The 24,085-nt window shown below is 38.5% G+C and carries 26 protein-coding genes; 15 read left to right on the forward strand and 11 right to left on the reverse strand.

The window, feature by feature from the left end:
• Positions 1-105: 105 nt before the first annotated feature.
• From DRF60_RS08335 to DRF60_RS08345, 3 genes are all read right to left on the reverse strand, one after another.
• The gene (locus tag DRF60_RS08335; RefSeq protein WP_116011649.1) at positions 106-807 is read right to left on the reverse strand and encodes a DsbA family oxidoreductase; all 702 of its coding nucleotides are present in this window, start codon (positions 805-807) and stop codon (positions 106-108) included.
• Positions 808-891: 84 nt separating this feature from the next.
• On the reverse strand, positions 892-2,064 hold the full coding sequence (locus DRF60_RS08340; RefSeq protein WP_116011650.1) for an MFS transporter: 1,173 nt from the start codon (positions 2,062-2,064) through the stop codon (positions 892-894).
• Between the two features lie 2 nt (positions 2,065-2,066).
• Complete coding sequence (locus tag DRF60_RS08345; protein ID WP_116011651.1) at positions 2,067-3,002, reverse strand: alpha/beta hydrolase; 936 nt, start codon at positions 3,000-3,002, stop codon at positions 2,067-2,069.
• A 158-nt stretch (positions 3,003-3,160) separates the two neighbouring features.
• Between DRF60_RS08345 and DRF60_RS08350 the strand changes: the two genes are divergently transcribed.
• Positions 3,161-3,547 (forward strand): winged helix-turn-helix transcriptional regulator, encoded by a 387-nt coding sequence (locus DRF60_RS08350; protein WP_116011652.1) that lies wholly within the window; start codon positions 3,161-3,163, stop codon positions 3,545-3,547.
• Here the strand turns inward: DRF60_RS08350 and DRF60_RS08355 are convergent.
• Entirely contained in the window at positions 3,544-4,686 is a 1,143-nt protein-coding gene (locus DRF60_RS08355; protein WP_238640122.1) for an MFS transporter, read from the reverse strand. The two genes, DRF60_RS08350 and DRF60_RS08355, sit on opposite strands and share 4 nt — an antisense overlap.
• 442 nt (positions 4,687-5,128) lie before the next feature.
• On the opposite strand from DRF60_RS08355, the gene DRF60_RS08360 reads away from it, so the two are divergent.
• Together DRF60_RS08360 and DRF60_RS08365 are read left to right on the forward strand one after the other, a co-directional pair.
• Positions 5,129-5,878: an NUDIX hydrolase gene (locus DRF60_RS08360; RefSeq protein WP_116011654.1), complete on the forward strand. Its 750-nt coding sequence runs from the start codon at positions 5,129-5,131 to the stop codon at positions 5,876-5,878.
• Between the two features lie 75 nt (positions 5,879-5,953).
• Complete coding sequence (locus DRF60_RS08365) at positions 5,954-6,685, forward strand: MBL fold metallo-hydrolase (protein ID WP_116011655.1); 732 nt, start codon at positions 5,954-5,956, stop codon at positions 6,683-6,685.
• A gap of 16 nt (positions 6,686-6,701) precedes the next feature.
• Here the strand turns inward: DRF60_RS08365 and DRF60_RS08370 are convergent, their stop codons facing one another.
• Positions 6,702-7,043 carry a helix-turn-helix transcriptional regulator gene (locus tag DRF60_RS08370; protein WP_157967945.1) on the reverse strand — a complete coding sequence of 114 codons (342 nt, stop codon included), beginning with the start codon at positions 7,041-7,043 and terminating at the stop codon, positions 6,702-6,704.
• 612 nt (positions 7,044-7,655) lie between these two features.
• Between DRF60_RS08370 and DRF60_RS08375 the strand changes: the two genes are divergently transcribed.
• Positions 7,656-8,249 carry a Crp/Fnr family transcriptional regulator gene (locus DRF60_RS08375; protein ID WP_116011657.1) on the forward strand — a complete coding sequence of 198 codons (594 nt, stop codon included), beginning with the start codon at positions 7,656-7,658 and terminating at the stop codon, positions 8,247-8,249.
• 36 nt (positions 8,250-8,285) lie between these two features.
• Here the strand turns inward: DRF60_RS08375 and DRF60_RS08380 are convergent, their stop codons facing one another.
• Positions 8,286-8,930, reverse strand: a complete 645-nt coding sequence (locus DRF60_RS08380; protein WP_116011658.1) for a chloramphenicol acetyltransferase — start codon at positions 8,928-8,930, stop codon at positions 8,286-8,288.
• A 245-nt stretch (positions 8,931-9,175) separates the two neighbouring features.
• Between DRF60_RS08380 and DRF60_RS08385 the strand changes: the two genes are divergently transcribed.
• Together DRF60_RS08385 and DRF60_RS08390 are read left to right on the forward strand one after the other, a co-directional pair.
• Complete coding sequence (locus DRF60_RS08385; protein ID WP_116011659.1) at positions 9,176-10,021, forward strand: NAD(P)-dependent oxidoreductase; 846 nt, start codon at positions 9,176-9,178, stop codon at positions 10,019-10,021.
• A gap of 49 nt (positions 10,022-10,070) precedes the next feature.
• Complete coding sequence (locus DRF60_RS08390) at positions 10,071-10,526, forward strand: PPC domain-containing DNA-binding protein (protein ID WP_116011660.1); 456 nt, start codon at positions 10,071-10,073, stop codon at positions 10,524-10,526.
• A 53-nt stretch (positions 10,527-10,579) separates the two neighbouring features.
• Here DRF60_RS08390 and DRF60_RS08395 read toward each other — a convergent pair whose 3' ends face one another.
• Genes DRF60_RS08395 through DRF60_RS08405 form a run of 3 tightly spaced genes read right to left on the reverse strand, consistent with a single transcriptional unit; the run spans position 10,580 to position 12,598 of the window.
• Entirely contained in the window at positions 10,580-11,383 is an 804-nt protein-coding gene (locus tag DRF60_RS08395) for a helix-turn-helix domain-containing protein (protein ID WP_116011661.1), read from the reverse strand.
• An 18-nt stretch (positions 11,384-11,401) separates the two neighbouring features.
• Positions 11,402-11,803, reverse strand: a complete 402-nt coding sequence (locus DRF60_RS08400; RefSeq protein WP_116011662.1) for a GlcG/HbpS family heme-binding protein — start codon at positions 11,801-11,803, stop codon at positions 11,402-11,404.
• A gap of 3 nt (positions 11,804-11,806) precedes the next feature.
• Positions 11,807-12,598: an SDR family oxidoreductase gene (locus tag DRF60_RS08405; protein ID WP_116011663.1), complete on the reverse strand. Its 792-nt coding sequence runs from the start codon at positions 12,596-12,598 to the stop codon at positions 11,807-11,809.
• 363 nt (positions 12,599-12,961) lie between these two features.
• Between DRF60_RS08405 and DRF60_RS08410 the strand changes: the two genes are divergently transcribed.
• The 8 genes from DRF60_RS08410 to DRF60_RS08445 all read left to right on the forward strand — a co-directional run bounded on the left by DRF60_RS08410 (position 12,962) and on the right by DRF60_RS08445 (position 21,184).
• Positions 12,962-13,984, forward strand: a complete 1,023-nt coding sequence (locus tag DRF60_RS08410) for a ligase-associated DNA damage response exonuclease (protein ID WP_116011664.1) — start codon at positions 12,962-12,964, stop codon at positions 13,982-13,984.
• A complete protein-coding gene (locus tag DRF60_RS08415; RefSeq protein ID WP_116011665.1) occupies positions 13,981-15,561 on the forward strand; it encodes an ATP-dependent DNA ligase in 1,581 nt (526 codons plus the stop codon). The genes DRF60_RS08410 and DRF60_RS08415 overlap by 4 nt, the downstream gene beginning before the upstream one ends.
• 1 nt (position 15,562) lies before the next feature.
• On the forward strand, positions 15,563-18,013 hold the full coding sequence (locus DRF60_RS08420) for a ligase-associated DNA damage response DEXH box helicase (RefSeq protein ID WP_116011666.1): 2,451 nt from the start codon (positions 15,563-15,565) through the stop codon (positions 18,011-18,013).
• 125 nt (positions 18,014-18,138) lie between these two features.
• A complete protein-coding gene (gene pdeM / locus DRF60_RS08425) occupies positions 18,139-18,783 on the forward strand; it encodes a ligase-associated DNA damage response endonuclease PdeM (protein ID WP_157967946.1) in 645 nt (214 codons plus the stop codon).
• Positions 18,784-19,068: 285 nt separating this feature from the next.
• Positions 19,069-19,659 carry a TetR/AcrR family transcriptional regulator gene (locus DRF60_RS08430; protein WP_116011668.1) on the forward strand — a complete coding sequence of 197 codons (591 nt, stop codon included), beginning with the start codon at positions 19,069-19,071 and terminating at the stop codon, positions 19,657-19,659.
• 68 nt (positions 19,660-19,727) lie between these two features.
• Positions 19,728-20,186, forward strand: a complete 459-nt coding sequence (locus tag DRF60_RS08435; protein WP_116011669.1) for a hypothetical protein — start codon at positions 19,728-19,730, stop codon at positions 20,184-20,186.
• Positions 20,187-20,188: 2 nt separating this feature from the next.
• On the forward strand, positions 20,189-20,491 hold the full coding sequence (locus DRF60_RS08440) for a DUF3817 domain-containing protein (RefSeq protein WP_116011670.1): 303 nt from the start codon (positions 20,189-20,191) through the stop codon (positions 20,489-20,491).
• A 186-nt stretch (positions 20,492-20,677) separates the two neighbouring features.
• Positions 20,678-21,184 carry a pyridoxamine 5'-phosphate oxidase family protein gene (locus DRF60_RS08445; protein WP_116011671.1) on the forward strand — a complete coding sequence of 169 codons (507 nt, stop codon included), beginning with the start codon at positions 20,678-20,680 and terminating at the stop codon, positions 21,182-21,184.
• A 223-nt stretch (positions 21,185-21,407) separates the two neighbouring features.
• Here the strand turns inward: DRF60_RS08445 and DRF60_RS08450 are convergent, their stop codons facing one another.
• The gene (locus DRF60_RS08450) at positions 21,408-22,553 is read right to left on the reverse strand and encodes an Atu1372/SO_1960 family protein (RefSeq protein ID WP_116011672.1); all 1,146 of its coding nucleotides are present in this window, start codon (positions 22,551-22,553) and stop codon (positions 21,408-21,410) included.
• Between the two features lie 71 nt (positions 22,554-22,624).
• Here DRF60_RS08450 and DRF60_RS08455 point away from each other — a divergent pair, with 71 nt between their 5' ends.
• On the forward strand, positions 22,625-23,431 hold the full coding sequence (locus DRF60_RS08455) for a helix-turn-helix domain-containing protein (protein WP_116011673.1): 807 nt from the start codon (positions 22,625-22,627) through the stop codon (positions 23,429-23,431).
• On the opposite strand, the gene DRF60_RS08460 is transcribed toward DRF60_RS08455, so the two are convergent.
• Positions 23,428-24,084: a DUF6766 family protein gene (locus DRF60_RS08460; protein ID WP_116011674.1), complete on the reverse strand. Its 657-nt coding sequence runs from the start codon at positions 24,082-24,084 to the stop codon at positions 23,428-23,430. The genes DRF60_RS08455 and DRF60_RS08460 overlap by 4 nt on opposite strands.
• Position 24,085 lies beyond the last annotated feature (1 nt).

Genomic DNA, 24,085 nt, shown 5'->3' on the forward strand with positions numbered 1-24,085 from the left:
TCTATAAAAAACGCCAGTATCACTAATCCTTTTTACGAATTCTACAGATGTGGTTGTTATTCAATAGTGATCTATTTGTGGTTAAAAGAAAATAAATTATATTAATTAAGCACTGCATCCATCCGTATCACACGATGCACCTCCTTCTTTGGAAAGATCTTTAAACGGGCTTACTGTTTCTTTGTACGTCTGTTGAAGCGCATCTGCAAAAACTTCAGCAGGCTGTGCTCCGGATACGGCATATTTTCCATTCAGAACAAAAAAAGGAACGCTGGAAATTCCATTGTTTTTGGCTTCCTGGATATCCTGACTGATCTCATAATCAAACTGATCTGATGTTAAGGTCTGTCTGGTTTCCTCTTTATCCATATTTAAATTTCCCGCAAGAGAAACAAGTTCTTCAATATCTCCTACATTTTTTCCGTCGATAAAGTGAGCTTTAAAAAGAGCTTCTTCCATTTCATTCGCCTTACCGTATTTTTTGGCAAGATGAAGTAATTTATGGGCTGTAAAAGTATTGATGATCAAAGCTTTTTCAAAATTAAAATCAATTCCTGCTCCTTTTCCCATCTGGGCAACCTGCCCAATCATTTGAGATGCCTGATCTGCAGGAAATCCTTTTTTCTCTTTGAAATACTCAATCGTATTCTGAGGCTGGGCAGCATCTAAGGTTGGGTCTAGCTGAAAGCTCTTCCACTCTACTTCTATTTCGTTTTTAAACGGCAACTTTTCAAGAGCCTGTTCAAAATTATGCTTACCGATATAGCAGAACGGGCACATAATATCTGACCATATTTCTATTTTCATTCTTTATTTATTTTAATTCTGATAAAACTATCAGACTGCAAAATTAATATATTTCTTAATTGTAACAAAATTTATTACAATACATTAATGACACGAAATAACGATCTTCTGCTTTTGGGATCTTTTCTCAAGAATGTTTCTGAGAATGATCATCAGAAAAGCCAGCATCCCAAATACAAAACCGATCCATGGATTATAAGCGGCTCCTTTAGTCACGATCATCCAGCCTCCCAAGGTAGTTCCCAGCGTTACTCCTAAATTTCCAAAAGAAGTAGCCAGGCTGTTGGCAAATTCAAGAGAACCCGGAACAGAAGAAATCATATAGGTTGAAGCATTTTGAAAACTTGGAGAATACAGAAATCCCCAGATCGCGATACTTATAACATTGGCGGGCAGGCTGTCTCCGGAAAAGTACAGCAGGAATGGCATTATAACCGTACCTGAAAGAAACAGAGCTGTTGTTTTTGAGACATTCCAGCTTAACATTTTCCCTGCTATCCAATTGGAAAAAACACCAATGATTCCAAACAGAAAAAGCATATAACTGATCATCGGTCCGTCCATTCCTTTAGCTTTATTCAGATAATCTGCAAAATAGCTGTAGGTAGAAAACCAGGCTGTTATCATGAAAAAATTCATAGCAGTACTGATGAGAAATGTTGGCTGTGTCAAAATTTTAAGCTGACTTTTGTAAGATTTCTTCTCTTTGACAGGCATTGGAGGAAGTAAAAAATAGATAACAGCCAAAGCTATCATACTGACTGCACTCTGGATAATGAAAGAAGATTCCCATATCCATACACTGGCCAGCCATGTTGCAAAAGGAACTGTTATCACCATAGCTAGGGCAACCCCTATAAAAACAATTCCCATCAGTTTGTTCGCCTGCTTTTCATCAGCACCGGACACAGCGACAGACAATGCTGTGGCAATATAGACAGGCTGCAAAAAAGCCGGAAGCACCCTGACCAGCATCAGAAGCCAGAACGGTGGCGACAGTGAGGAAACTAAAGCAGTAAACAAAAATATAGAAATTGCGGTAAGCATCACTTTCCTGCGATCAAATCCGGACATTAGTAAAGTAATGAAAGGCCCCGTTAAAGCAATGATCAAAGCAAAAGCACTGAGCAGCCAGCCTGCTTTATCTACACCTATTTGATAATGTTCCGCGATTTGCGGAAGAATTCCAATGACCCCAAATTCAGTGGTAATAACTGCAATGAATCCAAGGCAGCCGATATATGCATATTTTTTCATACTTATTTTCCTGCAGTTTTAAGATGTTGATGCGCAAACTCTGCTATTTCATCAGTCGCCTTTTGGACTTCATTCAGGATCTCTCCCATATGCATGAAACCATGAACCATATCTTTATAAAAGCTGATACGAACAGGAATTCCTGCGTCTTTCATATGCTGTGACAGCTCTTCTCCTTCATCTCTCAAAGCATCATGTTCTGCAATGAGAACCAATGTAGGTGGTGTATTTTTAAAATCTTTGATCAAAATAGGTATTGCCAAAGGATTTGGATGGTCTGCTCCTTCAGGATGGTACCATTTCCAGGCCTGGATACCTCCTTCTTTATTTAAAACCGGCCCGGTTTCATACGTCTCCCACGATTTTGTATTGAGCTGATGATCTGCAGCAGGATAAATCAGTACCTGAAACTTCAACAACTCTCCTACCTGGGTAGAAACACCTGTTGCAAGTGCGCCTCCGGCACTGTCCCCGATAATACCGATCTGGTTGGCATCAATTCCTAAAGATTCCGCATGGTCTGCGACCCATTTTACAGTGTCAATACAATCGTTTAAGCCAGCAGGAAAAGCATGTTCAGGAGCTAGGCGGTAATCCACAAAGATCACCACTGATCCGGTTTTATTGGCCAGTTTCCGAACTACAGCATCATGGGTTTCAAAACTGCCGGCAATAAACCATCCTCCATGAATATAAATGATTGCTGATGAATTTTGGATATCCTTCCCTTTTGGGCGGTAGATCCGGACTGGAATCTGATGGCTTTCCAGAGGAATATTCAGCTCTTCTATCATGGCAATAGGTTCTTTTTTTCTGCTAAGCTGAAGGGACATGGTTTCAAGGTATTTTCGGGTATCCTCTAATGGATTTTTGGCATTGAATGAATGTATTGTTTCTAAGTGATTTAAAATCTGTCTGATAGGTTCTGTTAACTGCATTACTCTTATTTTTTGTGTGAATACTATTTTTTGGAATGTTGAGCGATCTTGTTCCGGAACTGCTGTTTATTTTCAGTTTGTGAGGACAAAATTAATTTTCAAACCTTACATTTGTACTGTATACATCTAATTGTATGGTACTAACAAATTTGTAAGCTATGGGAAAAATAAAGGAAAATTCGACGAATAATATTAATAAAAAATATATACAGGAATGTGATCTGTCTTATGCAGTTTGTAAAATTGGCGGAAGATGGAAGCTTTTGATTTTAAATAGGTTAAAAGACGGAAAACTACGTTTCAGTGAAGTGCGCGACCGGATCTGTGGAATTACCGAAAGAATGCTCACACTTCAACTCCGGGAACTGGAAAAAGAAGGGCTGGTAAAAAGAACAGTACATGCTGAAGTTCCGCCAAGAGTAGATTATGAGCTCACGGATATTGCCAGAGAACTGATCCCGATCTGGGAAGATCTGGAAAAATGGGGAGCCAAACACAGGGACTTGGTTCAGGAAAATATGGGTAAGGCAGAGGCTGAAAATTAAGGCTGGGATGCGTTTACTTTATTACTGAATACAAGATGAGCTAAAATGGCCAGCAGTCCAAAAGACGCTCCTACAAAGCATACTCCCTCCCATTGTGTATATTGCCAGGCTATAGAAGCCAGCCACGTTCCGAGGGATCCGCCAATAAAATAAGAGACCATATAAACAGTATTCAATCTGTTGACCGCGTTGGATTTAATTAAAAAGTAATTGGTCTGGTTCATAATATGGCTGGACTGTACGCCAAGGTCAACCAGGATAACACCAACGATCAGGCCCCAATACGTTTCCCCGGCAAAATAAGTAAACGCCCAGCTTCCCACCACTATAAAAAGTGAGTACAATATGATTCTATTGATGTCCAGGTATTTCTGAAGTTTTCCCACTTTTGCCGCTGCCAGCGCTCCTACAGCTCCGGCCAGCCCGAAGCTTCCCACTACGGAAGAACCTGCATTGAAAGGCGGTTTTTCCATATGAAAGACCAAGGTGGTAAATAAAGCACACATAGATCCGAAGGCCATTGCCCCACGGAATGAAGCGAGCTGTAATATGGGTTGTGTTTTTGCCAGATGAACCACGGAATTCATCAGTTCTCTGTATGTTCCCCTGAAATTTGGCTGCATTTCCGGAAGCATTTTGTATACGGCAATCCACACCAGGATCATTAGTCCTGCCGCGATTCCGAACATGGCCCTCCAGCCCCAGACTTCGCCTACAATACCACCGATAAAGCGTGACAAAAGTATTCCAAGAAGCAACCCGGACATTACAAGTCCAATATTGGAAGATTTTTCTTTATCCGAAGATAATTCTGCCGCAATAGGTACAAACAGCTGAGGAATGACAGAGGTTGCACCAATCAACAGGCTTGCTGCGTACAGCATCCATAATTCGGTGGCAAAGGTCATCCAAAGCAAGGATCCGAATACAAGAACCAGATCAAATAAAATTAATTTTTTACGGAAAAATTTATCTCCCAAAGGCACCAGCAATAAAAGTCCCAGCGCGTAGCCTATCTGGGTAAGCACGGAAATTCTTCCCGCTGCACTTTCGGAAACATGAAGATCATCGGAAATGAGTGCTAATAAAGGTTGATTATAATAGTTATTGGCCACCACAAGACCCGAAATGACAGCCATAAGCCAGATTACAGTACGAGAAATGCCAGAGGATAAGTTTGCCTGCATGATATGATTAGAATTATAGAACTGCTAACGTATAAGGTTGAAACAGTCAAATAAAAAGTTCAGCTTAAGATCAGCAAAGATAATGAATTTATAAAAAGAGGCCGTTACAAATAAACGGCCTCTTTCAATCAACTATGGCATTTAATCTTAAAATAATTTGTCAGCAGTAAAAGCAGGAATTGTTTTTCGTCAGTTAATAGCTTTACAGAAAAGTCAGCCATGTATTTTGTGTCTTATTTCTAACGGAAAATTATCTGTTAATATTTTGTAGTTGATTTCATTTTGTTAAGATTATTAAAGTGATTTTTTTTAAGGCCTCTATGCAAAGGATTTTTGGTAAGATTTCGTTTTTTTTTAGCAAATTTGTAATAAGACACAATCTCAGATTAGTTCCATGGATTTTAAACAACAGCTTTTACAGCAATCTGCCGAGGCAAAAGAAATTTTCCTGCCTCATATTTCAGCCGATCCCGTTATTTTCGGATTTGAGCATAATGAACTTAAAGTTCTGCTTCTAAAGACCAATTACAGGCAAAAATGGTTGCTGCCGGGCGGCTATGTTAAAAAAGATGAGGATCTGGATGAAGCTGTTAAAAGAATCCTCAAAGAAAGAACCGGTGTTGCAGATATTTATCTTGAAGAATTCGGAGTGTTCGGAAGGAAAAACAGAAGTGAATCTTATTTTGAGGATTTTGATGAAACTCTTTTTCAAAAGCAACGGTTTATTTCTGTAGGATATTATGCACTTTATAACCCGTCAATGCTTAACATCATTCCCGATCAATACAGTGAGACCTGCGAATGGATCTTTCTCAGCAAACTGCAGGAAATTGAACTTGCGATGGATCACCGTGAGATCATTGAAAAAGCTCTTCTCATATTGAGGCAGAAAATTGCAGCAATACCTATCGGGCGAAACCTTCTTCCGGAAAAATTTACGCTTCCTGAACTTCAGAAATTATATGAAGCTGTGTTGGGAAAAGAGCTTAACCGGGGAAATTTCTATACAAAAATGAAGACTTTGGGAATCCTGAAAAAGCTTGAAGAACAGAGACGCGGTGGCGCCCATAAAGCTCCTGATCTCTACTCTTTTGATGAAGAAAATTATATCAAAGCTCTAAACAACGGGTTGAACAGCTGGTAAGATGATCGTTTTTTCCGATGAGCTCTATTGAAAAAAAGGTTTTTAGGTTTTAGAAATATTTGGGAAATTTGCAGAATGAAAATTATTCCGCTCAAAGAAGGCAACTTCTCGGCCAGCAAAACAAAGGACTTTACACTATTGACAGATGAAAATTTTGATACAGTGAAAGGAATTAAAATGTCTGTGCAGCCGTTTCTTATTATTACAGCCAATGATTATATCCTTCTTGATGCCGGCATAGGTTGGAAAAACGCTGAAGGAAAGACTGTCATTTCCGAGCTATTGGAAAAAGAGAATATAAAACCGGAACAGATCACAAAACTTCTTCTTTCACACCTTCATAAAGACCATATTGATGGGAGTATCATACGGAACGACAATGATTTTCAACCGGCATTTCCCAATGCAGAAATTTATGTTCAAAAAAGGGAACTGGCTTTTGCGATGGAAAATAAAGGAAATCCCTCTTTTGATTTTGATACATTGGAAAAACTGATCAGCCTTCCCAATATTGTATGGATGAGTGAAGATCAGGGAGAGATCGCTAACGGGATTTCTTTTGAAGTGGTGGGTGGCCATACCCCTTTTATGCAGGTATTCTGGATCAGAGAGAACGGGGAAACTGTTTTTTACGGAGCGGATGATCTTCCCCAGGAGTCTTACCTTAAATACCATCTTGCTTATAAAAGTGATTTTAATGGCAGAAAAGCTATGGAATTAAGACTGAAATGGCAGAAAGAAGCTGCTGATGAGCAATGGAAAATACTGCTTTACCACGATCTGGACAAAGCAGTAATCCAAATATAATGTAATACAAAATTGTTTAAAGGTCATTAAACCACTTATAAATATCCACTTCGGAAGGAATGTTAAGTTTTTTCCGGATCCTGTTTTTTCTGTTCTGAATGGCTTTTGGAGTCACAAAAGTATAGGTTGCAATTTCCTTAGTGGTAAAGTTGAGTTTTAGGTAAATGCAAAAAATCAATTCAGAATTTTTGAGATTGGGATATACTTTAGCTATTTTATCAAAAAAATCAGGGTAAACTAACCTGAATTTATTCAGCAAACGTGGGGAATTTTCTTTTGCTAAAGTGATAATTTCGTCCTGCATAAAAATCTTTTGGTTCAAATCTTCTAAATTAGATTGTGGTTTTTCGTTTTTCATAATATTTCTCATCTCTACTTATTTCTGATGCTGTATGTATAAGCATCAGTATCTGTTCTTCTCTCCTGCTATAGTATAACAGCTGTTTTTATGATGTTTATGGAAAGCTTAAGGTTGCATAATTAAATTCATAATTCGAAGCAATAAATACACTTTTAGACCGGTATCTTTTCTTGCAAACCCCTATCTGACACTCATTTCTTCAGCTACTTTAAATGGAACAAAGAAAGAGAAAATGATTAAAATTTTGCAGAATTAAAATACCACATACATACCACGCTTTATCTATAAACAGTATATTATTCCATTTTTAACTTAATTTTTTGAACGTAGCTTGTACTTTATATAAACAAATATAGCAGGTGTGAATTTTATTTTTTATGATCGTAATCAATGTTTTGATGAGTTCATTCCCTATTCTTAGTGAATATAAAAGGATTTGAAATAGTGCCCCAAAAAAATTGTGGTACGTATGTGGTACACTATATTGAAGAAACTCATTAAAATTGCCGTTCTTTACATTATTGAAATTTTCAGCTGTTCTGTTTATTGCATAATGAAAGACATCAATGGTTAAACATTTGTTTAAAATTTTAATTAACTTATTAGACCATGATTGTAGAAGATTTATTAATTTCATTCGGAGCAGAAACTAAAGTATATAAATCTAGAGATATTATTTTCCGCGAAGGAGAGCTTTCTATGTTTTATTACCAGATTGAAAAAGGACAGGTTAAAATCAATAATTACACTGAGGATGGAAAAGAATTTATTCAGAATATATTTTCAGACGGACACAGTTTTGGAGAATCTCTTCTCTTTGTAGACCGTCCCTATCCAATGAATGCAGTCGCTATAAAGGACTCCCAGATTTTCAAACTTCCAAAATCCAGTTTTTTGAATTTAATAAATGAAAACCAGGAAGTCTCTCTGAATATTTATCAGTGCATGGCAGAAAGGATGTATTACAAATATATGATGCTTTATAATCTTTCTTTCCAGAATCCTATGCTAAAGCTGAAACAGCTAATGGAATATTTCAAAAGCTATTATGAGGACAAAACACCTTATTCTTTCCAAGTTCCTTTAACAAGACAACAACTTGCTTCCCTCACAGGCCTGCGTGTAGAAACAGTGATAAGAGCGATAAAAAGCATGGAAAAAGATAAGATTTTAAAAATTGAAAATAGGAAAATTATGTATTGATTCTCTCATTTTTAATAAATTAAAATTTTACAGAACTTAACACTCAAGCTTATACCCGCCATCTAGCTGTTTCTGAAACTCCGCAAGGTATCTTGCAAGATGAATTCCATCCGCCAGCCCGTGATGAGCCTCCACAGAAACCGGAAGAAACTTTTTACCGTCACGGATGCTGAATTTCCCGAATGTGATCTTCGGCACAGATTCAGAATTGTTATAACTGGTAGGATGAAGCAGGGCGCTGAAAGAATTCCATGGAATGGTTGAATGCCTGATGAGATCCTTACCAAGCTCGCCATTATTCATCCTGATCCCTGACGTGCGCTGTACATCCTCTATTTCCTCCTGCATAATACCATTGAACGTATTAAAGTCCTTTGAAAAAGGGATAAATGCAAAACCAAAAGTCCCGTCTGCCCTTCCTATCGTAGTTCCTGCATGAATGGCATCATATAAAACCACCTGATTGTCTACAATCCGTAGTTTCAGCTCATCTACTGCATTTACGGCAACCATTGACCTGTGAAGATAGGTCGCGAAAAAAGAATGGCCGTTTTCCTTTGCATAGGCATAAGCTTTTGTACAGTCTACTTCAGTGGTAAATCCAAAGTACGGGCTGTCCATTTTTGAGAAAAATTCAAAATGCTCTTTCCGGTTCCACGTTTCAATATCTATGATCCTCATTTATTTTATTTACTGCAAATTTCAGTAAGTTTTTCCGTTTATAAAAGCTTTAAATGTGAAAAATAGTCCAGAAATAAACAATCAAAAGATAATAAAACCGTAATATAAAAAGTAATTTCGGTAGGTTTTTTGCTGCAATACAAGAGACTTATATTATTTAATCTAATTCTACGGTAAATTTTCACCTGCATCCAAAGCTTCATTATACGACAGAAGCCTGCACATAACTATAATTAAAAAATAAAATGGAGACAGAAAATATAGGATTCATCGGACTGGGAAATATGGGCCATCCCATGGCTAAAAACCTTGAAAAAGCAGGATTTCCGCTTTCAGTTTACAACAGATCACCTGAAAAGACTAAAGACTTTAAAGAAAAATCAACCGTTTATACTCAGATTTCAGATCTGGTGAAGAACAGTACTATCGTATTCACAATGCTTACCGACGACCATGCTGCCAAAGCAGTTTACAAAGATATCCTGAAATCGGACATTACCGGAAAACTTTTTATAGATATGAGCACGATCTCTCCACAGGCCACTTCTGAGCTAAGCGGAGCCATTAAAATAAAAGAAGCCTCTTTCATAGACGCCCCTGTAGCTGGAAGTACTGTTCCAGCCGCAGAAGGTACTCTGATCATTATGGCTGGCGGTGAGGAAAAAGATATGCAGCGAGCAATGCCCTATCTTGAAAAACTTGGAAAAGCGGTGAAGCATTTAGGTGAAAACGGAAAAGGAATTGCCGGAAAACTGTCCATCAATTATTTCCTTTCTGCCATTTATCAGGGATTGGCAGAAACTGTCCTGTTTGCAGATAAATTAGGTATTGAGCGGACCGATATGCTGGAAATCATCAACCAAAGTGCCAGTGGAAGTGGTGCTACCAAAGTAAAAACGCCTATGCTCATCCATAATCAGTATGAACCCGCCTTTGCGCTGGATCTGATGCTGAAAGATATTCTCCTTGCCCAAAATGCAGGCGCTGACTTCCCTTTATCAAAAGTGCTGAGTGAGACCTATCAATCAGCTCATGATGAAGGCTTTGGTAAAGATGATGTGATCAGCATTATCAATTACCTGAAAAAGTAAATACAAAGAATTTGGAGAGTTTAAACTATTAATTTTAGCTGTAAATAGAATGGATACACAGAATTTTAAAGGAAATAATTGGTCTGCGAGAAAGGTTGATCAGATTTATATTGTAAGTGTGAAAAATGGGTCAAGTATCGTTGATACACTGACCGATTTTGTTAAAAACCAAAATATACTGGCCGGAGAAATTACAGGTATTGGAGCGGTGAATGAAGCTACTCTGCGCTTTTTCAGGCCTTCTGATAAAAATTATATCGATAAAACATTTAATGAACAGATGGAAATAACCAATATTTCCGGAAATGTTTCAGAAATAGAAGGAGAACCTGTCCTTCATCTTCATATTACATTGGGAAGAGAAGATTATACCGCTTTGGCCGGACATCTTATGGATGCTAAAATCCGAGGTGCCGGAGAATTTATTTTTTATCCGCTGAATACCCGGGTTGTAAAAATTAAGAATGAAGAAGTCGGAATCAATTTCTATGATTTTGAAAAATAAAAACCAAAGGAGCGGCGGTAAGCTGCTCCTTTTTTATAGATAGTGTTTTTTTATTAAACCTTGCTGGTCGTGAGACCAAACTTTTGTTTAAAAGAATAATAGAAATGGGACAGATTTTCAAATCCCAGTTCGAGATAAATATCAGATGGCTTTTTGTTTTTATGCCGGATCTGGTAATACGCTTCTTCCAGTCTTTTTTCTTTAAGCCATTGTTTAGGCGTCATGTTGAAAGCTTTGCTGAAATCACGCTTAAACCCGGAAAGACTGCGACCTGTGAGCCTTGCAAATGTTTCCACCGGCACATTGAATTTGAAATTCTTATTCATAAATTCCTTTAGATCGATCTTATGAGGTTCTGAAAAATCAAAAAGCAGGTTTTTAAAATCAGGATTACTCTGCAGAATCAACTCTATCGCCTCTTTAACCTTTAAAACAGTCAGCCTGGAAGTTGCTGTTTTTGTTTTGTTAATATACGGAAGCAGTGAAACAAAATACCCGCTGAAAAATTCATCAGGTTCAAAAAAAAGCCTTTCAGTATCGGGAAATCTTTCGGATGGAGTTATTTTATTTTCTGCTGCATACTGACGGAGTGTTTCCTGGTCAAGAGTTATAGACAGAAACTGGTATTTTTTATTCTTTGAAGGGTATTTTACCGTTCGGATCAGTTGATTTTTTCTGACGAGCACTACTGTATTCTCCTTTATAACAGTTTTGCCTTTGTCATGAAAAGCATGGGTTTCACCGGACAGCTGATAGCCCAGAAAATGATCGGGAATAAATTCCTCGTGCCCCCTGTACATTTCAAAAGCACAGGAATATACCAGTTTATCAAATATGATTTCCGAAGTTTTCTCCATGATACAAATATCTGAAATTTAAGACATAACAGCAGCACCTGCCTCTGCAATCTCTTTATCCTGTTCAGGAGTTCCCCCGGAAGACGCTATTGCACCTATGATTTTTCCTTCAGCATCTTTGATGACTACTCCGCCAGCAATGGTAAGAAGCCCGTCATTGGAATTCAGCATGCCATATCCGTGAATATCTGCTCCGGCAATGATTGTTCCCATCACATCACTGTCAACACCGAACATTACTGCAGTTTTCGCCTTCTTAACAGCAAAATCGATAACACCGTAAACACTGTCCAGTCTTGCCATGCTTATAAGATGCCCTCCTGTATCTACAACGGCAATACTTACAGGAATATTGATGGATTTTGCTTTTTCAGTAGCTGCCTGAAGAGCTTTTGCAGCCTGGTTATATGTTATGCTCATTGTTTAACTTTTTGCAGTCCATGCATCGGCCTGTATTTGTTTTACAAAATCCTCTGTTTCTTTAGGGTGCACATTCCTGAAATTAGAATTGTCATCCAATGCTACATCTACAATTACCTCTGCCATAGACTGCGGATCCAGCTGATGGGCAAGCGAATCGGCTGCACCGTCAAAAGCAGATTCCGGAGTAAAATTCACTTCAGGATCATACCATCGGAAAATAGAGTCTACTCCCCTGTCATTAAACCCTGTTCCAAAAACGCCCGGATTACAGGTTGCGATTTTAATATTGAACGGAGCCAGTTCGGTTTTTAATCCCTCTGCAATAGCTTCCATAGCATGCTTTGAAGCACAATAAGCTGCTACATAAGGAACCGTCCATAGTCCTCCCATTGAAGTTGTGAATACAATCTTGCCTCGCTTCTTTTGTTCAATGAATTTTTTAACAAAGCCTTGTGCCAGTTGCAATCCGCCAAAAACATTCACATCGAACATTGAACGGATAAGCTCCAGTGGCTGCTCGGCAATAGGGCCACCCTCCATAATACCGGCATTGCTGATCAGAATATCAATATCATATTTTTTAATGATATAATTGATGTCCTGTGAATTCGTTACATCCAGTTTATCAACCGTAAGTTCGATTCCCTGTTCGCCTGCTTCCCTGATTAAATCACTCATCTGAGGATACACCTGTGCTGTTGCAATAACCCTGTGGCCTCTTTTAGCCAGATCAAATGCGGCTATTTTTCCGAAACCGCTTGCTGCACCTGTAATTAAAATTGTTTTGCTCATTTTGTTTTCTTTATTGTTACAGGACAAAGGTCATAGATTTCAGAAGGATATTTATTGCTGAAAAGTTCAATGTTTTATTGCTGGAAAGTTCTATATAAAAACAGATTTATACTGATCATTTCAAACTGAACAATATTTAAATCACTTAAAAATGTATGAGAAAGTTAGAATTTAAAGCCTGCTGAGAGATTTTCAGTGAGAGTAGGTAAATGAAACACAAAATAAAATTGATTTTAAAGTTTTAATTTCAAACCCTTTAATATTTTCATGCAAAATGCAGAATTGGTTAGATTTTTGAAGGATAAAGCATAACCAAACTTCTATAAATACAGAACGTTTTATAGAAAATCAAAATATTTTCCATTGAAGCTGATAACATTTACAAAAAAAGGCATTTACTGCCCTCAGGGTAAATTTTATATTGACCCCTGGAGGCCTGTAGACCTGGCAGTCATCACACACGGACATGCCGACCATGCCCGCTGGGGAATGAAGAAATACCTTTGCCATCATTATACAAAACCAATCCTCTATCAGAGAATCGGGATTGATATCGAATGCCAGGGTGTTGAATATGGTGAAACACTTACCCTTAATGGAGTAAAGGTTTCGTTGCACCCTGCAGGGCACATTATTGGTTCCGCACAGATAAGATTGGAATACAAAGGTTATGTCACCGTTATTTCCGGAGATTATAAAGTACAGGAAGACGGGTTGAGTACTCCGTTTGAGCTGGTGAAGTGCAACGAGTTTGTCACGGAAAGTACTTTCGGACTTCCTATTTATAACTGGCTTGAAGTTCCTGACCTTAATAAAAAGCTTCAGACATGGGTCCTTAAAAATAGGGAAAACACAAAAACATCTGTATTTATAGGGTATTCCTTAGGAAAAGCCCAGCGTATTATGAAAGCGGTAGAAGGCCTGGGGAAAATATATGTCCACTATTCCATCGGAAAATTGAATGAAGCCTTTGAATCTGTCGGAATTGATCTTCCGGATTATACAGTCGCTGATTTCAGAGAGAATGCTAAAGAAGTTCAGCATGAAATTGTTATTGTTCCCCCGGCACTGCTTGACAGCAATATCATTAAAAAAATACCGGATGCAGCCACAGCCATCTGTTCAGGCTGGATGCAGGTACGTGGTGCCAGAAGATGGCGAAGTGCCGATGCAGGATTTGCCATGAGCGATCATGCCGACTGGAAAGGGCTTTTGCAGGCTGTAAAAGCTACAGGAGCTGAAATTGTACACGTTACTCATGGCCAGACCGAGATTTTTTCAAAGTATTTAAATGAAATCTGTATTAAAGCAGATGTGGTGCAGACCCAGTTCGGAGAAGACGAGGAAGAATCTGAAAAAGAAATCATTGAAAACCCCGGGCCATGAAACATTTTGCAGATTTGATCAATGCGTTGGAAACTACCAATAAGACCAATGCAAAAATAGATGCCATCATCGATTATCTGGAACGGGCTCCGGATGAAGATAAAGTATGGTTTATTGCTCTGTTTACAGGAAAAAGGCCCAAGAGAAATGTCAATACCAATTATATGAAAGAATGGGCTTTGGAGATCACACAACTGCCGTTCTGGCTATTCCAGGAAAGCTATTCTTCAGTGGGAGACCTGGGAGAAACACTTTCTCTTATCCTCCCCCCTCCAGTCGAAAAAATCGACCGTACCCTATCCCAATGGATGCTGGATATTGTTCATTTAAAAGATAAATCAGATGCTGAAAAAAAAGAATTTGTATTAAAATCATGGAACGGACTGGATTATACAGAACGTTTAATTTTTAATAAATTACTGGGCGGAAGTTTCAGGATTGGTGTTTCAGATAAAACACTCATCAATGCGCTGACCAGATTTTCGTCCCAGGAAGCCAGCACTCTTATGCACAGCCTGATGGGTAAATGGCTTCCCGGAGAAGTTACATTTCAGGAACTCATTTCGGCAGAAAATGTTAATCCAGATAATTCAAAACCCTATCCTTTCTGCCTGGCTTATCCGCTGGAAAAAGAGCTTGAAGAACTGGGAGATCCTGAAGACTGGCAGACAGAATACAAATGGGACGGGATCCGTGGACAGATTATCAGGAGAAATGATGAAGTCTTTATATGGTCAAGGGGTGAAGAGCTCGTCACAGACCAGTTTCCGGAAATAAAAGATACCGTACAGGCCATGAAAGGTAATTTTGTTTTAGATGGAGAAATACTTGCGGTAAAGGATTATAATATATTAAATTTCAATGAATTACAGAAAAGATTAAACAGGAAAGTTTTAACAAAAAAAATGCTGGCAGATATTCCTATCGAAGTCTTTGTTTATGATCTGCTTGAACTTGAAGGAACCGACCTCCGTGAAAAACCTATGGCCGCCAGACGGGCCATGCTCGAAGAATTACTTCTGAATGAAACCCCTCCAAATATTAAGCTTTCCCAGGTCATTAACTTTGAAAAATGGGACGATCTCAATACAATAAGAGAAGCATCAAGAGACATCAACAGCGAAGGCCTCATGCTGAAACAGAAAAACTCTCCTTATCATGCCGGAAGAAAAAAAGGCGACTGGTGGAAATGGAAAGTCAGTCCTCTGACCATTGATGCGGTCCTGATTTACGCCCAGAAAGGAAGCGGCCGGCGAAGTGCCTATTACACGGATTATACATTTGCCGTAAAAAACGGAGGTGCTTTGGTGACCATTGCAAAAGCCTATTCGGGGCTCACTGATAAAGAAATCATGGAAGTCAGCAAATTTGTCAATAAAAATGCCATAGAAAAGTTCGGACCTGTCCGTACAGTAAAAGCTGAGCTGGTCTTTGAAATCGCCTTTGAAGGCATTGGATTCAGCAGCAGGCATAAAAGCGGGGTTGCCTTAAGGTTTCCAAGAATTGTAAGATGGCGGAAAGACAAAACCGTAGATGAAATTGACGAACTTGAAGAAATAAAAAAACTGATCCAATAATTTGAAAGCATTTGAAAACAGCAACGGATTCAAAGTCATCCAGCAATGGATGGCAGGTAAAGGCATTTCTCCTTTCAAATTTCAGATCGATACCTGGCAAAAATTCGGAAGTGGATACAGCGGAATGGTGGTGGCCCCTACAGGATTCGGAAAGACATTTTCTGTTTTCCTTGCGCTGGTTTCAGATTTCATGAACCGTCCGGAAGAGTACAAAAAAGGATTGAAAATGATCTGGCTTACTCCCTTGCGTTCTCTGTCCAAAGATATTGCTAAAGCCATGCAGGAAGCCATGGATGAAATTGGCATCGACTGGACCGTTGGCGTGCGAAATGGAGATACCGATCCAAAAATAAAACAGCAGCAGGTACGAAATATGCCGGAAATTCTCGTTGTTACACCCGAAAGCCTTCATCTGCTTTTAGGACAGAAAAATCATGCCCGGTTCTTTCAGGACATGAAATGTGTTGTAACTGATGAATGGCATGAATTATTGGGCTCAAAGCGGGGTGTCATGGTTGAGCTTGCTATTTCCCAATTAAGAAAATATGTTCCTAAAATAAAAATATGGGGAATTACCGCAACCATCGGAAATCTCGATGAAGCAATGGATGTTTTAATTCCGTATCCTATCAAAAAAACAAAAATTACAGCCAAAGAACATAAAAAGATAGATATTCTTCCGGTAATTCCGGATGAAATTGAAATTCTTCCCTGGGCCGGACATTTGGGAGCAAAACTAGCCGACAAAATAGTGCCGATTATTCTGGATTCAAAATCTACCATTGTTTTTACCAATACACGAAGCCAGAGCGAAATGTGGTACCAGCTCCTGCTGAGTGCCTATCCTGATTTTGCGGGCCAGATTGCCATCCATCACAGTTCTATCGATGCTCATCTCCGGATCTGGATCGAAGAAAATTTAAGTGCCGGAAAGCTTAAAGCCGTAGTGTCGACTTCCTCGTTGGATCTCGGAATCGATTTTAAGCCTGTAGACACCGTTATTCAGATTGGTTCGGCAAAAGGAGTTGCCAGATTTCTTCAACGCGCAGGACGAAGCGGACACTCCCCTTTTGAAACCTCTAAAATCTACTGCGTTCCTACACATTCCCTCGAACTGATCGAAGTCGCTGCTTTAAAAGAAGCCGTCAGACAGAAAGTGACAGAACCCCGTGAACCGCAGGTTCTATGCTTTGATGTGCTGGTACAGTTTCTTATGACCCTGGCAGTTGGTGACGGATTTTATCCTGAAGAAACATTTGAAAGAATAAAAAAGGTATTCGCTTTTCAGGAAATGACCGATGAAGAATGGAAAAGCATCCTTGATTTTTTGACAATCGGCGGAAGTGTTTTAAAAAGCTATGAAGAATTCCATAAGATCGTTATTATGGAAGACGGCCTTTACAAAGTAACTTCCAGGAAAATTGCCATGCTGCACCGGATGAATATGGGTGTTATCGTAAGTGATGCCATGCTGAAAGTGAAATTTATTTCCGGTGGCTATATCGGGATGGTGGAAGAATATTTTATTTCAAAACTAAAAAAAGAAGAAAAATTTATCCTGGCCGGAAGAACATTGGAAGTCGCTATGATCAAAGATATGACCGTTTATGTCCGTGCAGCAAAAGGAAAAGCAATGGCTCCGAGCTATCTGGGTGGAAGACTTCCTTTAAGCTCCAATTTAGGACATTTTTTAAGAGAAAAACTCTCCCATGCCTTAAATCCGAAAGCTTCAGAAAAGGAACTTAAATTTTTACATCCGTTATTAGCCAGCCAGGAAAAAAATTCACACATTCCCAAAGAGGATGAATTTCTTGTTGAGCTGATCAAAAACCGCGAAGGTTACCATATGTTCATGTATCCCTTTGAAGGGCGCCTGGTTCATGAAGTGATGGCCGCACTCATCGCTTACCGTATTTCAAAACTGGCCCCGATTTCTTTTTCAATGGCTATGAATGATTATGGTTTTGAACTTTTCAGCGACAAGGAAATTCCTCTGAATGAAGATAATTTAGATAAAATTCTCACCCGTGACAATCTGATGAATGATGTTATAGCCAGTATCAATTCCGCAGAAATGGCAAGAAGAAAATTCCGCGATATAGCCGTGATCTCAGGAATGGTGATCCAGAATTATGCGGGAAAACAGCGTTCGAATAAGTCATTGCAAAGCTCGACCGGACTCATTTTTAAAGTTCTTGAAGATTACGACCCGAATCATTTCCTTGTCAGACAGGCCTATACCGAAGTTTTCAATATGCAGCTTCAGGAACCGCGATTGGTAGAAGCCTTTAAAAGAATTGAAAAATCAAAAATCATTTTAAAATATTCCCATACCTTTACTCCGCTGAGCTTCCCTATCAAAGTAGACAGCCTAAGGCAGACACTTTCGAGTGAAAGTCTGGATGCAAGGATCAAACGGATGGTGGAACAGGCAAGGAAAAGAGGGTTTTAGAGTTATAAGTGGATGATGAGTTTGTTGCGGAGTGCGGGTTCCGGATTCTATGTCATAATATAAAACCTCCTTCTCCCAGTCTCCAAACTTTAGAAAGTCATTAATACATTTTACAAAACAATAACTTGAACATCGCAATTAAAAATATTACCGTCAAAAGCCAGATTTTCACCCTAACCAATCAGCGTGCTGTATTTTGGAAAAAGGAGAAAGCATTGATTCTGTCGGATCTTCACATTGGAAAAACCGCTCATTTCAGAAAAAATGGAATTGCTTTGGCCAATCATATTATGAAAAATGATCTGGAAAGACTTTCTTTTCTGATTGAATATTTTCAGCCCGAAAAATTTATTGTCGTTGGAGATTTGCTTCACGCCGGAGATAATTCAGATGTAGACGCATTCTGCAGCTGGAGAAATCAGTACCCGGATCTTCATTTTTATCTTGTAAAAGGAAATCATGACCGTTTATCAACTGCACTGGAGAAAAAATTGTGTTTAACTTTCAGTACTGATTCTCTGACGGTTGACGGTTTTACTTTCGTCCATGACTTTGATGAAACATTGTCGGAATTTCAGATCACAGGACATATTCATCCCGGTATTATATTAAATTCTGCGGTGAAAAAAATAAGACTTCCGTGTTTTGTTCAGACAAATAACCAATTACTTCTTCCTGCTTTCAGTGAGTTTACCGGACTGGATACCAAAAATATTCCCAAAGGCGGAAAATTCTTTGTGTTTACAGATTCTGAAATTCATGAATATTAGGACTGCGGTTAAATATTATTTCCTCTCTATTTGTATTTCAATAAATAAGCGGAGCGCCCTTGTTTACCTTAAAAATTCATATATCTATTACTCTTAGTCGAAAAAAATAATCAAATATTTACCCCAAAAATGACTGCCCAGCTCTGGTCAGTTCATATAAAAACAAGTAAAATTATTTGTCTGTATGCTGCCTGAATGACTTGCTTTTCCCAACATATTTTGTATAATAATGAAAGTTTGTATTTTAAAAATTCCGTTCCTTTGCAATAAAGCCAGTATACCTCAATGAAAAAATCAGAAGCAACCCGATTGAATATTCTTCAGAAAGCCTTTGAGCTAATCTATGTGAAAGGATACCAAACCACCAGCGTTGATGAAATCATTGCGACTACTCAGGTTACAAAAGGTGCCTTTTATTATCATTTCAAAACAAAAGATGACATGGGTCTGGCCATCATTAATGAACTTTTGATCAACAACTTCAGAAGCACTTTCATCAAACCCCTGGAAACGAGTAATCACCCATTGGAATGTATTTATAACCTGATGCATGGTGTTTTAATGGAAAACGAGTTTTTAAAGGTTGAATATGGCTGTCCCGTCTCTAATTTCACCCAGGAAATGGCTCCGTGGCATATAGATTTCACAAAAGCATTAAACCTGCTTTCCAAACAGTGGGAAGACGCAATAATAGCATGTATTGAAAACGGAAAGAAAGAAGGAACTGTAAAAAGTGGTGTTGACGCCAGAGAAATAGCTGTTTTTGTAATATCAGGCTATTGGGGAGTAAGAAATTTAGGAAAACTGGAAAATTCAAAATCAGTGTATCTTATTTATTTAAAAGGACTTAAATCTTATTTTAAATCAAAGCAATAATTTTTTGTTAAAAAACATACCAATTAGTATGTTTTATTATACCTTTGGGCTGTTATAAAAAATTCAAAATGTACCAGACTCTTACATTTCTGCATTCCTTATTCCGGTGGGTGGTTTTATTAAGTCTTATTTATGCCATATGGATTTCCTTTAAGGGATATTTTAATCATAAAACATTTACAAAGAAAGAAGATCTGATCAGGCATTCGACAGCCACGATTGCTCATATTCAATTGATTTTGGGAATCATTCTTTATACAAAAAGTCCAATTGTAAAGTATTTCTGGAAGAACTTCGGCGAGGCCAAAGCTTCTTTAGACCTTCTTTTCTTTGGGATGATTCATATCTTGCTTATGATTACGGCTATTGTTCTGATCACTGTCGGGTCCGCATTAGCTAAACGGAAAACTACAGACAGGGAAAAGTTCAAAACCATGCTCATCTGGTTTACAATTGCACTGACAGTTATTTTTATTGCCATTCCGTGGCCCTTCTCTCCTTTTGCCAACAGGCCTTATTTCAGATAATTATGATACATTTATTAAAAACAAAAATCGGACGCCTGAGGGTCCTGGCTATTTTGGAAGGAATATCTCTGCTAACCTTAGTTTTAATAGCAGTTCCTTTAAAATACTGGCTGGGAAATCCAGCTCTTGTAAAGGTGATGGGCCCTGTACACGGAACCTTATTCCTGCTCTTCTTGTTCAACACCTTAAGTGTTGGGGTTGAACAGCAGTGGAAATTTAAGGAAACTACCTGGAAAGTTATTTTGGCTTGTTTTATTCCTTTCGGAACGTTTTATATTGACAGCAAAATTCTGAGCAGGCTATGAAAAGTATATTGATTTTTGTGAGATCTTTATTATGATTTTGAAAGATTTTTTTAACCATTACTACCACAAAAAAGTGTTGTTTGGTCAGGTATTTGAATGTTTAAAGAAATAAAAAGTTATTGATTCCAGCCTTTGAGAAATCAATTTTAATTTATAATTCAATACCAATCACTAAATTATAATATTATGTCAACACAAAATTTAACCCATCTAGAAGCCATTAAAAAGATCAAAGAACTGTCGGAAAATGCAAGAATATGCATGTTCTGTACCGAGCTTGAAACGGTTCCTGTCAATTCCCGTCCTATGACCCTTCAGGAAACAGATGACAGCGGAAATTTATGGTTTATAAGCAGCGGAACAAGTAATAAAAATTTTGAAATAAAAGAAGACCGGAGAGTACAGCTTTTCTTTATGAACAATAGCGATTCCCAGTATCTTTCTGTTTATGGTGAAGCCTCTGTTTATAAGGATAAAGCCACCATTGAAGAAAAGTGGTCGCCACTGGCCAAGGCATGGTTTGACGGAAAAGATGATCCGGATGTAACGATTATCCGTGTAGAGCCCAAAGAAACCTACTATTGGGATACGAAAGCCGGGAAACTTGTCAGCCTGTTCAGCTTTGTAACTGCTGCCATAACCGGCATTAAAACCAATAATGCTGACGGTGTGGAAGGAAATGCGACTGTATAAAATAACAGTGCCCTTAGGTCATTCAGCAATTTTTCACAGTATAAAATATTTACAGTAGCTAATTTTAATTAGCATTGATTTGAAAAATTACTGGTGGCTGAGACTCTCGAAGCCACGCACCTTACAACATAAAAACACTGGTGACCGAGTATCTCAGCCACCAGTGTTTTATTCTTCCATTCTTGATGCTCAGAAATTAGCATGCAGAACATTTCTGTTTGATCTACTCTACTTCAAAAACAGCCTGTATTTCTACGGAAGAATTCACAGGAATAGATGAAGCTCCCAAAGTGGCTCTGGCATGTTTTCCTTTTTCTCCAAAAACTTCTACGGTAAGATCTGAAGCCACATTCATCAGGTCTGCATGTTTTGTGTAATCGTCTTTTGTATTGAAAATCCCTGTCAGCTGTACACATTGTTTTACTTTATTAAGATCGCCGCTTACAGCTTCTTTCAAAACAGCTATAACATTGAGCATGGTAGCTTTTGTAGCCTCTTTTACCTGCTGTTCGGTAACGTCAACGCCTAATTTGCCGGGATTTAAAATCTCTCCTTCTTTCAAAGCAACCTGGTTGATGAATACAAGGTTTCCCGAGCGTACAAACGGCTTGTAATTTCCGGCAGGCTGCGGAACCTGTGGCAGAATAATGTTTTTCTGTTTCAAAAGATCATTGATATCCTGAGATGTTACTGGAATTACAGCTGCTGCCTGTTTTTTAGAGAATGTACCTTTCAAAGCTAAGGCTGTTTTAGCAAAATTTCTTCCCTGGAGTTCTGCTACTGCACGTTCATCCTTTGTTGGCCTTTCAACATCTTTTAGTGATGCCATGCTTGTTATTCCCAAAACGGTATTTCCCTGCGGAATAGTTTTATTAATATTATCCGTTCCTCGGATTCCATTGGAAACCAGGACCATTCCATGAACTGCAAGACTGTTCCCAAAAGCCTGAAGTGCCAGTTCTTTTCCTGCTCCGCTTCCAGCAGACATAAAAACTGTTGCAGGTATCCCTTCCAGCACATGATTGGTCCATAACTGAACAGTTTTAGATAAAAACTCACTCATTCCTGTACTGATATTTCCAAAATAAACAGGTGATCCAAAAGCAATTCCATCATAAGAAGGCAGCTCATCCACCGAAGCTACAGGAATGTTCTTCAGTTTAGGATTGCAAGATGCTTTAACCTGCTTGATGACTGCCACTGCATTTTTACTGTTTTCAATACCGGATGCTATTTCTTTGGCCAGTTCATAGGTTCCGCCGTTGTCCGAGTGAATAAGGACTAATATTTTAGCTTTACTGCCTTGTGCCATGACTGTGGTGATTTTTAATAATAGGATTAATACAAAAACCGTACTTAGTTTTTTCATTTTTTTGATAGAATAAATAATTATAATACAAAGTTAGTACTGTCGTTTTTATTAAATTTGCCAAAAATTCTATGCAGAACGACATCGTAAAATGTGGTTTAACAGAACAGACCGACAGCCGCTTTGAAGACACTATTGAAAAAGAAGCTTATGTATGGTGCGAAAAAAGCTGGAAACATGATGATCATGAGCATGCTCACCAGCGTTCCCAGCTTACTTTTGTGGAAGAAGGATATCAGTATTTTCATATAGATCAGAAGATTTATCTTGTGCCACAGTATCATGTGATCTGGATTCCTTCAGGGAAAGCGCACAGGATAACTTCGGAAGCACAAACGGTCAATTTAATGGTTTTTCTGTTCAAAACTGTTTTTGATGATGATTTCTATCAAAATGTTCACGTTTTTGCCGTTCCTGCTGTTTTGAAGGAAATGCTTTTATATGCCTCAAAATGGAATCAGCTGATCAAAGAAGATGAGGAGCAGGATTTGTTTCTTAAGGCCATTTTAAAAAGTCTTCCTAACTTTTGCAGAGAAAACAGCTATCTTGAAATTCCGGTTCCATCGGATGTCCGCCTTATTCCGGTGTGTAACTCTATCAATTCAAATTTTAAATACAATCTGAATACTGATGAACTGGCAGAAAAAGCACAGATGTCTGTAAGGAGTTTACAGAGGAATTTTAAGAGTGAAACAGGAATTACTCTTCAAAAATACCTGCAGCTTGTCAGAATATTAAAGAGCATAGAACTGATTGATACAGGGCAATATACTTTAAGCCAGATTGCTTACAAAGTAGGTTACCAAAGCCTTTCTGCTTTTACATCTTCTTATCATTTAATCATGAAAGCCAAGCCCAAAGTAAAAAAATTAAGTTAAGGAGTTTCATCATGGGGCATATCTACCGGTTTGGATTCCGGTGACCCCTTTTCGCGGAGCCAGATAGAGAGAATGACTATGGAGGCAACTGCCAGAAATTCGCTCTGCCAGTTTTGAAAGGATTCAAACCAGAATCTTGATTCTGAGACATACTGCACTGCAGTAACGACGGGTTCATTTTTAATGACCTGTTCTTCATTGAATTCCTTCATACTTCCATAGAAATGCATCGCGAAGCTCAGAATAAATAACAGGGCAAAAGCTAAGGATAAAGAATGTTTATAAATACTCAGCCATATTCCGCCTTTTTTTACCGGCCACGGAGCGTCGGCATGGATTTGTGGTTCCCTGTCTACCTCTTCTCCTCCTTCTAAAGATTTGGATTCACTGGAACCTTTCTGCCTTAGGGAAACAGTCAGTACAACATATAACATCATCTGAAGAAATTCACTTTCCCAGTTTTCGAAGGTAGCCTGTATAAAATGTCCGCTCCGGACATAGGCTCCCAGACTGAGTATTGCACTTCCGTGTTCTGCAAGTTCTTTATTCAGGGTTTTCCAGCCTGTAAAAAACTGTCCTGCAAGACTGAAAAGCATTAATGCAAGTAAAACAATACTTAAACTGTTACGGTAAAAGAAGCTTTTTTTAGACATA

It is taken from the genome of Chryseobacterium elymi (assembly GCF_003385495.1).
Lineage (GTDB): Bacteria > Bacteroidota > Bacteroidia > Flavobacteriales > Weeksellaceae > Chryseobacterium > Chryseobacterium elymi.